General features: G+C 70.3%; 8 protein-coding genes, 1 tRNA gene and 1 pseudogene. 2 read left to right on the top strand and 8 right to left on the bottom strand.

Annotation, left to right across the window (positions count from 1 at the left end):
* Positions 1-63 precede the first annotated feature (63 nt).
* A complete protein-coding gene (locus tag Mth01_RS15300) occupies positions 64-216 on the top strand; it encodes a hypothetical protein (protein ID WP_204016523.1) in 153 nt (50 codons plus the stop codon).
* Between the two features lie 113 nt (positions 217-329).
* Here Mth01_RS15300 and Mth01_RS15295 read toward each other — a convergent pair.
* The 7 genes from Mth01_RS15295 to topA all read right to left on the bottom strand — a co-directional run bounded on the left by Mth01_RS15295 (position 330) and on the right by topA (position 11018).
* A tRNA-Thr gene (locus Mth01_RS15295) sits at positions 330-406 on the bottom strand.
* A gap of 88 nt (positions 407-494) precedes the next feature.
* Positions 495-2189 (bottom strand): alpha/beta hydrolase, encoded by a 1695-nt coding sequence (locus Mth01_RS15290; protein WP_204016522.1) that lies wholly within the window; start codon positions 2187-2189, stop codon positions 495-497.
* A gap of 196 nt (positions 2190-2385) precedes the next feature.
* Positions 2386-3222 carry a PSP1 domain-containing protein gene (locus Mth01_RS15285; RefSeq protein WP_204016589.1) on the bottom strand — a complete coding sequence of 279 codons (837 nt, stop codon included), beginning with the start codon at positions 3220-3222 and terminating at the stop codon, positions 2386-2388.
* A gap of 122 nt (positions 3223-3344) precedes the next feature.
* On the bottom strand, positions 3345-4538 hold the full coding sequence (locus Mth01_RS15280; RefSeq protein WP_239089683.1) for a DNA polymerase III subunit delta': 1194 nt from the start codon (positions 4536-4538) through the stop codon (positions 3345-3347).
* A gap of 57 nt (positions 4539-4595) precedes the next feature.
* Positions 4596-6671, bottom strand: a complete 2076-nt coding sequence (tmk, locus tag Mth01_RS15275; RefSeq protein WP_204016520.1) for a dTMP kinase — start codon at positions 6669-6671, stop codon at positions 4596-4598.
* Positions 6672-6795: 124 nt separating this feature from the next.
* Positions 6796-8175, bottom strand: a complete 1380-nt coding sequence (locus Mth01_RS15270) for a metallophosphoesterase (protein WP_239089682.1) — start codon at positions 8173-8175, stop codon at positions 6796-6798.
* A gap of 134 nt (positions 8176-8309) precedes the next feature.
* Positions 8310-11018, bottom strand: a complete 2709-nt coding sequence (gene topA / locus Mth01_RS15265; RefSeq protein ID WP_204016519.1) for a type I DNA topoisomerase — start codon at positions 11016-11018, stop codon at positions 8310-8312.
* Between the two features lie 281 nt (positions 11019-11299).
* Here topA and Mth01_RS15260 point away from each other — a divergent pair, with 281 nt between their 5' ends.
* Positions 11300-11485: a DUF5703 family protein gene (locus Mth01_RS15260; protein ID WP_055482469.1), complete on the top strand. Its 186-nt coding sequence runs from the start codon at positions 11300-11302 to the stop codon at positions 11483-11485.
* 294 nt (positions 11486-11779) lie between these two features.
* On the opposite strand, the pseudogene Mth01_RS15255 reads toward Mth01_RS15260, so the two are convergent.
* Positions 11780-12446: pseudogene (locus tag Mth01_RS15255) on the bottom strand (hypothetical protein); the annotation flags it as partial.

Raw genomic sequence — 12446 nt, 5'->3', positions numbered from 1 at the left:
GTTTTATCCAGCCTTGTCGTTCTATATCCTAGATTAAACCACTAAAATCCCTTTTGTCCATTAATGTCCGCTTCTAAGATCGCCTATTCTGCGCCTGGCGCGCGGCCGTACGGCGGCATCCCGACCGCGTTCGAGATCGTGGCGGACTCGTACACACTGCGCTACACCTACGGCGACGATCACGTGTCGGTGTGGGTCGTTCGCGCCAACACGTGATCGCGTGGCACCTCCTGGCACCCCTGCGAGTGATCGACTGGCACCTGGCTGCGGCACTCTGGCAGCAAGATCGAAAGGGCGCCCCTTGGAATCAAGGAACGCCCTGGTGCGAGTGGAGCCGCCTAAGGGAATCGAACCCTTGACCTACGCATTACGAGTGCGTCGCTCTGGCCGACTGAGCTAAGGCGGCGATGCCGTACGACGGCGAGGTTAGTCTACATGTTCACCGGGATCCCCGCGCACAGTGCGGAATACCGGCTCGTACGGCTCGTGCGCGGCTATTCCGCGTTCGGACAGACCGTGCCGGCGGCGGGCACCCGCAGCGAGATCAGGTAGTCGTCGACGGCCCGGTCGACGCACTTCGATCCGGTCCGGTAGGCCGTGTGGCCGTCCCCGTCGTATCCGAGCAGCACGCCGGACGTCAGTTCCGAGGCCAGCCCCTGCGCCCATTCGTACGGCGTGGCCGGGTCGCGCACGGTGCCGATCACGAGGATCGGCGGCGCCCCCTCGGCCTTGATCGGCTTGTCGTCGCTCTTGGCCGGGATCGGCCAGTACGCGCAGGTCAGCGAGCCCCACACCACGAAGCTCCCGAAATGCGGGGACACCTTGGCCGCCTCGCCGGCGGCCTTCCGGAAGGCCGCCATGTCCTTCGGGTACGGATGGTCCAGGCAGTTGATCGCCAGGTTCGCCTCGGTCTGGTTTGAGTACGACCCGTCGGACTTACGCTCGACCAGCAGGTCGGCCATGCGCAGCAGGTCCGTCCCGTTGCCGTGGACGAGGGCACTGCCGAGAGCCCGGCGCAGCAACGGCCACGCCTCACGCTCGTACAGCGGGGTGACGATGCCGAGGATCGTCCATGACTCGTTGACCTCGCGACCGTCCTTCAGATCGTTCTTCAGTGGGTGCTCGTCGGCGCGCTTGAGCAGGACGGTGATCTCCCTCATCGCGCCGTCGACCGTACGGCTGGTGAAGGGGCAGGAAGCATCCTTGAAGCAGTCCTCCACGAACGCCTTCAGGGCCACCTCGAACCCCCGGGCCTGGACGAGTTCGGATTTCAGCGACGGGACGGCCGGGTCGACGGCCCCGTCGAGCACCAGGGCCCGCACCCGCTTCGGGAAGAGATCCGCGTACACCGCGCCCAGGTACGTGCCGTACGACTTGCCGAGATAGGTGAGACCGGAGTCGCCAAGGACCGCGCGCAGCACGTCCATGTCCCTGGCCGCGTCCGGCGTGCCGACGAACGGGAGCAGGCGGCGCGCCTTGGCGCCGCACCGGTCCGCGAACGCCTTCGAGCCGGTCTTCAGCGCCGCGACCTCGGCGGGGGTGTCGGGGCTGGTGTCCATCGCCACGTAGGCGTCCAGTTCCTTGCCCGACATGCACCGGATCGGAGTCGACTCCCCGACTCCGCGAGGGTCGAAGCCGACGATGTCGAACCGGGCGCGTAGCCCGTCGGTGAGCACGTTGCGGGCCATGCGGGTGTAGTCCACACCCGAACCGCCGGGCCCGCCGGGGTTGATGAGCAGCGAGCCCATCCGCTTGCCCGAGGCGGGCAGGCGGATCACGCTCAGTTCGATCCGTTCGCCGGACGGGTCGGCGTAGTCGAGCGGGACCTGGATCTTCGCGCACTCGAAGCCCCCGCCGCAGTCGCGCCACCCCGCCCGCTGGCCGTAGAACGGCTGAAGCGCGGGCGTGGGGGCCTCGGCCGCCGCGTTCCGGTCTGCCTTGCCCGATTCCGGCGAGTCGCCGTCCCCCCTGGCCGCGGAGGTGCAACCGGCGACGAGCAATGTCGCGGCGACGGACGCGACGGCGACGCGGCGGATCACGCCGGGGTCGCCGCGGTCGCCGCGGTCACCACGCGTCCCCGGCCAGGCCCCGGGCTCGGGGAAACGCCGCGTAAGGAAACGCCGCGTAAGGAAACGCCGTTCTCCCCGCCACCACCCGGCGACATCGTCCCTGTCGTCCGCCCGCCCCATAGCCCCCGGTCCCCCGCCTCAGAAAAACCCAGCCGAACGTCCAGCCGAACGCACGGTCACCGGTCACACGGCCGCACGCGGCCGATCGCATTACCGCCGACCAGCATGCCGCCAACTGGGAGCGTGAGCCAGCAGAAACGTTCTTGCGGCTCCAGCTCTTTCCCAGGTCGCTCCCCCGCGCGCAGCCGACGTACGACTACTCTTCCGGATCGCCCGCTTTGCCGTACATCTCGTCGTGCTGTTTACGAGGGGAGCACACGCTCGCCCTGGAGCAGGCGCACCGGCGGCCTCCGTCGTTCAGGCGGACGATCACCGAGTCGCCCGGCACATTGTGGCCGACGACCGTGCCGGAGCCCTCCGGGGTGTCCACGGCCGTCCCCGTTCGGGGCGCGGAGGCCCGGAACTCCTGATAGAGCGGATGCTCATATTTCAGGCAGCACATCAGACGCCCGCACGCGCCGGCGATTCTGAGCGGATTCACCGGCAGATCCTGGTCCTTCGCCATCCGGACCGAGACCGGCTCGAAGTCCTTGAGGAACGTCGCGCAGCACAGGTCACGCCCGCACGGCCCGATCCCGCCCTGCAGTCTGGCCTCGTCCCGCGGCCCGATCTGCCGCAGTTCGACCCGGGCGCGGAGGTTCCTGGCCAGATCGCGGACGAGCGCGCGGAAGTCCACCCGATGCGGCGCCGAGAAATAGACGGTGAAGACGTTGTCGACGTCCAGGTAGTCAACGCCGACCACCTTCATCGGCAGTTCGTGCCGCTTGATGAGACGCTTCGACACACTGCGCGCCTCCGCTCTGCGGCGGCGGTTGCTCTCGTCGCGGGCCAGGTGCTGATCGGCCGCGAGCCCCTGACAGACGGGCAGGCCGTCGATGTCCTCACTGACGTACTGCGGGGCCCACACGCACTCGGCCACCTCCGGCCCGGCGTCGGTGGGCACGAGCACCTTGTCCCCCACCTTCGGGGAGTGACCGCCGGGATCGAGGTAGTAGAGCCGTCCGTAGCGCGTGAAGCTCACGGCCATGATCATGCCCAAGAGCCCGGCCCTCCTCAGATCCCGGTACGGCTTTCGCCCGCATCCCACGATACGCGCCGACACCAAGGACAGGTCACGGCCCGACAATGGGCGAATATATGCCGATATATCGCGGTCTACGCGAGGCCGGGCGATCGGAGGGCGAGGGTCATGGCCTCCACCGCGATCTGAGGGTTGACGTTCGCCGCGAGCCGTTCGCGGCACCTCATGATGGCCTGAGTGCGGCGCAGCGTGTCCTCCGGTGAAGAACCGCGCGCCATCGTCTCGATCTCCCGCCTGCGGTCCTCGTTCGCCAACTCCACGCCCGCACCGAACTGCACTGCGAGCACATCACGGTAGAACGCCACCAGATCGAGCAGGGCGAGATCCAGGGAGTCACGCTTGATCCTGGTCGCGCGGGACTTCTGCAGCGTCTCCAGCTCCTTCAGAGCCCCCGCGCCGCCGCGTACCAACCCCTTGTTGAGGCCCTTGCCGGACGAGCCCTCGCCGTACACCTTGCGCAGCTCGGCCGTCTCGGTCTCGTTGAGCTCGGCGGTAGCGGCGTCGGCCTCCTCGGTCGAGGTCTTGACCAGGCGTTCGGCGGCGGTGACGCAGGCTCCCACCCCGCTGAGAGAGGCGGGGATCGACAACACGTCGGCGCGACGCCGCCGTACCTCCTCATCGAGGGCGAGCCGGCGCGCCCGGCCGATGTGCCCCCGCGCGGCCCGGGCGGCGAACAGCGCCATGTCGAGCGGGACGCCGTCACGCTCGGTCAGGACCCTGGCGACCGCCTCGGCCGGGGGGGTGCGCAGCGTCACCACGCGGCAGCGGGACCGGATCGTGATGATCATGTCGTCCGGCGAGGGCGCGCAGAGCAGCCACACGGTCCGGGGCGGCGGCTCCTCGATCGCCTTCAGCAGCGCGTTGGCGGCCGCCTCGGTCACGCGGTCGGCGTCTTCGAACAGGACGATCCGCCAGCGGCCGAGCGTCGGCGCCCCCGCCGCCTTGAGCACCAGATCACGGGTCTGCCGGACGCCGTACGACAGGCCCTCGGGGCGCACCCGCGTCAGGTCGGGGTGCGAGCCGACCTCGACCTGATGGCAGGCGCCGCAGTTGCCGCACCCCCGATCAGCGGACAGGGCGTCGTCGCAGAGCAGCGCCGCCGCGAAGGCCCGGGCCGCGTTCGATCTGCCAGAGCCCGGGGGGCCGGTGAACAGCCAGGCATGGGTCATGCCCGTGCCGCGACCCCCCGCGACCGCCTCGGCGGCCGCGGCCGCCGCCCTCCGGAGCACGTCGACCGCCTGGTCCTGCCCCACCAGTTCAGCGAACACCCCGCCCACTTCTGAGCCCCCTCCCTAGTCCCGGATCAGCCCCGGATCAGCCCCTGATCAGTCCCGGATGGCGGGCATCGTGCCGGTGGCGGCCTCCGCCTCGTGCGGCACGGGGTCGGGCAGGATCTCGCGCACCCGGTCCTGGATGAGGCGCGACACCTCCTGCTGCGGCAGCGTGCCGTCGACGACCAGGTAGCGCTCGGGGTCGGCCGCCGCCAGCCCACGGAACTCGCGCCGGACCCGCTCGTGGAAGTCCATCGGCTCGGCCTCGATCCGGTCCGCCGCGGACGCTATGCGGCGCAGCCCCACCGACGGCGGCACGTCGATCAGCACGGTCAGGTCGGGCACGAGGCCGCCCGTCGCCCAGGCGTTGATCCTCACCACCTCGCCCGAGTCGAGCGACCGGCCGGCGCCCTGGTACGCCAGGGACGAGTCGACGTACCGGTCCGAGATGACGGTCGTGCCCCGCTGGAGCGCGGGCCTGATGACCTTCTCCACGTGCTCGGCCCGGTCGGCGGCGTAGAGCATGGCCTCTGAGCGGGCGGACAGGCCCTGATGGGCGGCGTCGAGCAGGATCGCCCGCAGCCGCATGCCGACCTTGGTCGCCCCCGGCTCACGGGTCTGCACGACGTCGAACCCCTGGTCACGCAGCCAGATGGCGAGCAGCCGCGACTGGGTGGTCTTGCCGGAGCCCTCACCGCCCTCGAACGCCACGAACAGGCCGCGCGACTCGGTCGCGACCGCCGCCTCTGGCGCGTACTTCTCGCCGCGCAGCGCCGCCAGCAGGTCGGCGCCGAGGGGCACGCCGCGCCGGTCGTCCAGCCGGCTGAGCGCGCGCAACCCGGCGACGACCACGAGCAGAGCGGCCACCAGAAGCACCAGATTGGCCCCGTCGAACCGGTAGCCGAGACCCGGCTCCGATGTCGGGTGGCCGCCGAAGAGCCCGGCCAGCGCGCACGCGACGGCCAGTACCACCAGCAGCACGACGCGGCCGAGCGACCGCAGATACGGCAGCGTACGGCTTGGCTGCCCGTCGCCGAACTCGAGGTCGACCACCTGGTAGCCGATGATCCACGCCACCCCGGCACAGGCGCCGAGAAGCGCGGCCAGCATGACGACGATCACCAGGTTCTGGATCAGCGCGGCCGCGGCCAGGGTGAGACCCGCCACGACGACCGCCAGCCCGAACAGCCGGCGGCGCGACAGCCCCGCCAGCAGCCGCGGCCCGAAGAACATGCCGTACCCGACACCGAGGAAGACCGCGCAGAACACCGCTCCGTAGCCGGCGTCGCCACCGTGCAACGCCTGGACGTACGGCCCGGCCACGGCGACCACCGCGGCTCCCGCCGCGAGCACGGCCGCCATGCCGGTGACCGCCCCGCGCGCCGCCGCGCCGCCGCCGGTGCGGCGGCGGCCGTCCGCGATCTGCCGGAACACCGAGATCTGCCGCGAGGGCGGCGGCACCTGCGGGCCGCGATCACCGGGAGCGCCGCGCAGCGTGAAGATCAGGGCGGCGGAGACGAGGTAGGCCAGGGCGCCCCCGCCGAGCGCGATGCCGGCGGCCGGCAGGGACGCCGTCCGTGCCACCGTCGTGATCGCGCCGACCACGGCCGCCACGACCGTGAACAGCGCCGCCGCGATCGGGGCGGTGCCGTACGCCGCCAGAAGGTTCAGCCGGTCGGCCTCCCCCAGGCGCTCCTTCGGCACCACGCCGGCCAGGGCCGTGTCTCTGGCCGGCACCCAGAAGAGGGACGCGCACTCGACCAGGAGCATCGCGATGATCGACCACTGGTAGCCGCCGACGAACGGGATCGACAGCACCACGGCGAAGCGGACGAGGTCCGCCATGGCCATCGTCGCCCTGCGGTCGAACCGCTCGGCCAGGGCCCCGACGAGGGGACCGAGCAAGATCGAGGGAAGCAGCTTGGCCGCGAAGACCCCGCCGATGGCGAGGCTCTGCGTCCGGTAGCCGGACCCGGCGGTGAGGTGGGCTGCCAGGGCCGTCAGCGCGATGATGGTGAGCCAGTCACCGAGGCCGCCGACCGACATGGCGGTCCACAGCCTGCGGTACGGCGCGTTCGCCAGCACGTGCGGCGTCTTGCGTCGCGCGCCGGCCCGGCCAGGGGTGCTCATGATGTCAGCGTATCCAGGTGCTCGCTGGGCTAGGTCTGTCCCCGTGGGAACGATGGAGCGGACCGATTTGCCCACCCCACTCGTCGCCTGAGCGTATTACGTTCCCCGTCCCCGCGCAGTCCGGTCACGAGGGACGGAGTTCGAGCAGGGTGATCTCGGGTGGGGCGCCCACCCGTACGGGTGGGCCCCAGAATCCAGCGCCGCGGGTCACGTAGACCTGGGTGACGTCGGGGCGGGCGCCCCGGGCGTCGGCGGCGGCACCGGTCGCCGGGCGGGGGACCTCGGCCAGACCGGCCACCATCGGCTGCTGCAGCGGCACGAGCAGGTTGAACGGCACCATCTGCCCACCGTGGGTGTGCCCGGAAAGCTGCAGATCGACGCCGTGCTCGGCGGCCTGCTCCACCTGCAGCGGCTGGTGCGCGAGCAGTACGACGGGACGCCCCGGATCTCGGCCGGTCAGCGCCTTGGCCATGTCCGGTCCGTCTCCCATCACCTGGCCGTTCAGGTCGTTCACCCCGGCGAGATCGAGTACGGCTCCCGCGTGGCGGATCTCCACCCGCTCGTTGCGCAGCGAACGCACGCCGAGGGAGCCGAGCTCGTCGATCCACTCCTGCGGACCGTTGGCCGTGTAGTACTCATGGTTGCCGGTCACGAAATATGCCCCGTAGCGCGACTCCAGGGACCTCAGCGGGGTCGCCAACGGACCCAGCTCGGCCACCGTGCCGTCGACCAGGTCCCCGACGATCGCGACGACGTCGGCCTGAAGGCTGTTGATCATACGGACGATGCGCTCGGTGTGGCCGCGGCCCGTAAGAGGCCCGAGATGGATGTCGCTGACCACGGCGAACCGCAGTCCGTTCATCCTCGGATCAAGCCGGGCCAGGCGCACGGGGACCCGCTCGATGACCGGATCGCCCTGGGCCACGCGCATGCCGTACCCCACGGTGGCCAGCGCGCCGACCCCCACGGCGGCCGCGGTCGTACGGGAGATGAACAACCGCCTGCCGATCATCGCGGCGTCCGGGCCGGGCTCGCGATCGGCCGGGCCGGGCTCGCGATCGAACGGGTGGGCGAGGCCGTTGTCGGCGTCGGCCCCGGGCCCGGTCTGGACAGCGGTCTCGGCGGCCGCGACAGCGGAACCCCCTGCGCTCACCGGACTGCCGACGATCACCGGAGCGACCGTGGCCGATGACGGCCGCCGGGCCCGCCGGACGGTCAGCAGGGCGATCGCCCGGGGGATCTCCAGGACCAGCGAGAACACGAACAGATAGAACATGATCGCCAGCCACAGGTAGCCCGGCCAGGCCAGGACGTGCCCGACCCCCTGACCGAAGGCCCGGCCGCCCACGAGGGTCAGCGGCAGCAGCGCGGCGAGCGCGACCAGCGCCCAGGTCGACCACCGGCGTGAGCGCGATCCGGGCAGGGTCGTCGATCTGACCAGCCGCCGCCACAGGTAGTAGTGTACGACGACCACGGTCACCAGGATCGTGACCAGAAACCCCACCGCGATCTCCCCTCGGCCCGCTGGGAAGATGCTACGAGGTCCGGGTTCTCGCCGCGCACGCCCGTACGGCGCCGCGGACAGCGCGAGACCGGCGCCGAAGCGCCGGTCAGCGGAGCCTCCAGGAGATCAGTGCATCAGGACTTGGCCGCGGGCTTCTTGGCCGTCTTGGCCCGGGTCGTCGTGGCGCGCTTGCGCGGCGCCGGCGCCCGCTCCCGCCGCTCGGCCAGCAACTCGGCCGCCCGCTCGAGCGTGATGTCCTCCACCGTGTCGCCCTTGCGCAGGGACGCGTTGGTCTCGCCGTCGGTGACGTATGGACCGAACCGGCCTTCCTTCACCACGATCGGCTTCTTCGAGTTCGGGTCCTCGCCCAGCTCGCGCAGCGGCGGTGCGGCGGCGGCCCGGCCGCGCCCGCGGGCCTTCGGCTGCGCGAACAGCTCCTTGGCCTGCTCGACCGTGACCGTGAGCAGGTCCTCCTCGGCGGCGAGCGAGCGCGAGTCCGTGCCCTTCTTGATGTAGGGCCCGAACCTGCCGTTCTGCGCGGTCACCTCCTCGCCGTCGATCTCCCCGACGACGCGCGGCAGACGCAGCAGCTCCAGCGCCTGCTCCAGCGTGATCGTGTCCAGCGACATCGACTTGAAGAGCGAGCTGGTGCGCGGTTTGGGGGCGTCCGCCTTCTTTGTCCGCTTCTTACCTTCGGTCGGCGCGGGAGGCTCCTCGGGCAGGATCTCCGTGACGTACGGGCCGAACCGCCCGTCCTTCGCCACGATCACGCGGCCGGTCACCGGATCTTTGCCGAGCTCACGATCACCACTGGGCCGGGAGAACAGCTCCTCGGCCTTCTCGGCGGTCAGCTCGTCGGGTGCCATGTCCTCCGGGATGTTCACCCGGGCGCCGTCGCGGTCGAGGTACGGCCCGTAGCGCCCCACCCTGATCACGATGTCGGTGCCCCTGATCGGGAAGGAGCTGATCTCCTTGGCGTCGATCTCGCCGAGGTCGGTGACCATCTCCTTGAGGCCCTCACCGCCGTCCTGCCCGAAGTAGAACCGGCGCAGCTCCGGCAGCCGCTCCGCCCGGTCGTTGGCGATGTCGTCGAGGACCTTCTCCATCTCGGCGGTGAAGTCGTAGTCGACGAGGTTGCCGAAGTGCTGCTCCAGCAGGTTGACGACGGCGAACGCGAGGAACGACGGCACCAGCGCGGTGCCCTTCTTGGTCACGTATCCCCGGTCGAGGATCGTCCCGATGATCGACGCGTACGTCGACGGCCGGCCGATCTCCCGCTCCTCCAGTTCCTTGACGAGCGAGGCCTCCGTGTAACGCGACGGCGGCTTCGTCGAGTGGCCGACCGCCGTCAGGTCCGCCGCCGTGAGCCGGTCGCCCTCGGCGAGCGTGGGCAGCCTCTTCTCCGAGTCGTCCCGGTCGGTCGCCGGGTCGTCGGCGCCTTCCACGTACGCCTTCAGGAAGCCGTAGAAGGTGATCGTGCGTCCGCTCGCGCTGAACTGCGCGTTCAAGGTCTGCGACCCGGCGGTCGCGTTCTCCGCGCCGGCGACGACGCCGTCGACCTTCACGGAGACCGACTCGCCGACCGCGTCCTTCATCTGGGATGCGACGGTCCGCTGCCAGATCAGTTCGTACAGCCGGAACATGTCCCCGCTCAGGCCGGTCTCGCCCGGCGTGCGGAACTCCTCCCCGGCCGGGCGGATCGCCTCGTGCGCCTCCTGCGCGTTCTTCACCTTGCTCGCGTAGACGCGCGGTTTGTCCGGCACGTACGCCGAGCCGTACAGCTTGACGGCCTGGCTGCGGGCGGCCGCGACCGCGGTCTCCGACAGCGTGATGCTGTCGGTTCGCATGTAGGTGATGTAGCCGTTCTCGTACAGCCGCTGCGCGATCTGCATCGTGTACTTGGCGGAGAAGCCCAGCTTGCGGCTCGCCTCCTGCTGCAGGGTCGTCGTCCGGAACGGCGCGTACGGCTTACGCGTGTACGGCTTGCGCTCCACCGACCTGACGGAGTAGGCGGCGGCGCCGAGACTTGCGGCCAGCGCCGTGGCGGCGGCCTCGTCGAGGTGGAGAACATCGGCGCTCTTGAGCCTGCCGGTCGAGGCGAAGTCGCGGCCCTGGGCGACACGCCTGCCGTTCACACCGGTGAGCGTGGCGCCGAACGTCCTCGGATCGTCCTGCGCGCGGCCGGTGTCGAACACGGCCTGCAGATCCCAGTAGTTGGCCACGGTGAACGCCATGCGCTCCCGCTCGCGCTCGACGACAAGACGGGTGGCGACCGACTGCACCCGGCCGGCCGACAGCCGCGGCTTGACCTTCTTCCACAGGACCGGACTGACCTCGTAGCCGTAGAGGCGGTCGAGAATCCGGCGGGTCTCCTGGGCGTCGACGAGCCGCAGGTTCAGGGCACGCGGGTTGGCCACGGCTGCCTGGATCGCATGCGGGGTGATCTCGTGGAAGACCATGCGGTGGACCGGGATCTTGGGCTTGAGCACCTCGCGCAGGTGCCAGGCGATGGCCTCGCCCTCCCGGTCCTCGTCAGTGGCGAGGTAGAGCTCGTCGGCCTCCTTGAGGAGCTGCTTGAGCTTGGAGACCTGGGACTTCTTGTCCGGGTTGACGATGTAGAGCGGCTCGAACTCGTGATCGACGTTCACGCCCAGACGCGCCCAGGTCTGTCCCTTGTACTTCTCCGGGATGTCGTCGGCCTTCTCCGGAAGATCGCGAATGTGACCGATGCTCGACTCCACGATGTAGCCGCGCCCGAGGTACCCGGCGATCGTCTTCGCCTTCGCAGGCGACTCCACGATCACCAGGCGGGTTCCGCCGGCGTTGCCGTTGTTGGCTGGCACGCTGCTTCCTACCTCGCTGTCCGCTGTCGTTCCCCGTACTTCCGAGTGCTCCCCGGTTTCGTGGCCCGCGTCCTCCCGGCTCGGCACCGGTCCGTCTGGACCAGGCCGGGTCGGTCCCGCTACCCCGGAGGGCCGTTTTTGAAGGTACCTGCCACCGCAAGTCCCTTCCCCTCGGGCTACCCGGTTATATCCGGGAATCTAACCCGCCTGGACCTGTTATCCACGAGGACGCAGAATAGAGCCCATCAGGTTCTCTGGCACGCCCTCGGAGACTAATCGCTGTGCTCGACTACTCCTACTTGGACCTGTATCTGCCCCGGGGCACCTCGCGGGAGGTGGCCCGGCAAATGCTGACGGAACACGCTGAGTACGGGAACTGGGAGCTGGAGCGCCTGCGCCTGTATCCCGATGGCAGCAGGCGTGTCCGACTACGCCGCAAGATCATACGCGCCGCGCGGACGATGTGAGCGACACCACTCCGGTGCGAGTCGTGGGTCAAAAGCGCTTTGCCCGCTCCGGGCCGCGCCCCCGGAACGGGCAAAGCATCCTTGCTCACCCCCGGAGGGAGGAGCGTCCAGCGTCACCCCGCCGGCACCAGGCGTGGGCGAGTGTTATTCCTGACCTCCGCCGCGGCGAAGGCCGGGGGTGAGTGTGCGGATGGGTGCTGCTTCCGCGGGAAGCGGAAGCAGCAGATCAGACGTGCGCTTCCCGAACGTCCTGCTTGCGGCGTCCTGCTCGCGGCGGGACTGCTCGCGGCGGGACTACTTGCGGCGGAAGCGGACGCGGCGGGTGAGGGCGAACAGGCTCGCCGAGGCGGCGAACAGTGAGCCCAGGACCAGCGCGGCGAGCGAACCGGAGTTCATGCCGGTCAGGCCGACCGGCTGCTCGGCGCTCATCAGCCCGATGTTGTCGAGCAGACCCCCGGTCGGCAGGTTGCGGGTCACGCCACTGAGCGGCAGCGTGCCGGTGGCGTTCTGGACCGTCTTGTTCGCCTGCAGCGTCTGGGTCGCCTGGCCGAGCGCGTCGCGGGTCGGGAGCGAACCAGTGGGCTGCGAGGCGACCGAGGTCTTGCCCTTCGTGGTGCCCGACTTGGCCAGCACGGTGTCGGCGACGGGCAGGCTCGGCAGGCCCGACATGCCCTTCATGTTCGGCAGGTCGCCGAGGACCGGCGCCGACGGAGCGGCGGCCGAGCTCATCGCCTGGCGAAGGCCGCTGGCCTCCTTGAGGCCGGACAGCATCGGCAGTGCGGGCGTCTCACGCATGATCCCGGCGCGCTTGGAGCTCGCTGCCTTGGTCCAGTAGTGGTGGCCACCGCGCCCCGCGTCGCCGCCGACCCGGGCGCCGCCCAGGCATCCGGCGGCGGCGTCGCCGAGAACGGCGACCGCGTTGCCGCAGACGTTGATCGGCGCGGTGATCGGCGCCACCAAC

Origin of the sequence: Sphaerimonospora thailandensis (assembly GCF_016863115.1) — a bacterium.
GTDB lineage: Bacteria > Actinomycetota > Actinomycetes > Streptosporangiales > Streptosporangiaceae > Sphaerimonospora > Sphaerimonospora cavernae.
The sequence above is the reverse complement of the archived record's forward strand: the minus strand, read 5'-3'. Positions and strand labels throughout refer to the sequence as shown.

Bases quoted from the DNA above. Each gene is read 5' to 3' on its own strand.
- Mth01_RS15300 (WP_204016523.1), top strand. From the start codon at position 64: ATGTCCGCTTCTAAGATCGCCTATTCTGCGCCTGGCGCGCGGCCGTAC.
- Mth01_RS15290 (WP_204016522.1), bottom strand. From the start codon at position 2,189: ATGGGGCGGGCGGACGACAGGGACGATGTCGCCGGGTGGTGGCGGGGA.
- Mth01_RS15285 (WP_204016589.1), bottom strand. From the start codon at position 3,222: ATGATCATGGCCGTGAGCTTCACGCGCTACGGACGGCTCTACTACCTC.
- tmk (WP_204016520.1), bottom strand. From the start codon at position 6,671: ATGAGCACCCCTGGCCGGGCCGGCGCGCGACGCAAGACGCCGCACGTG.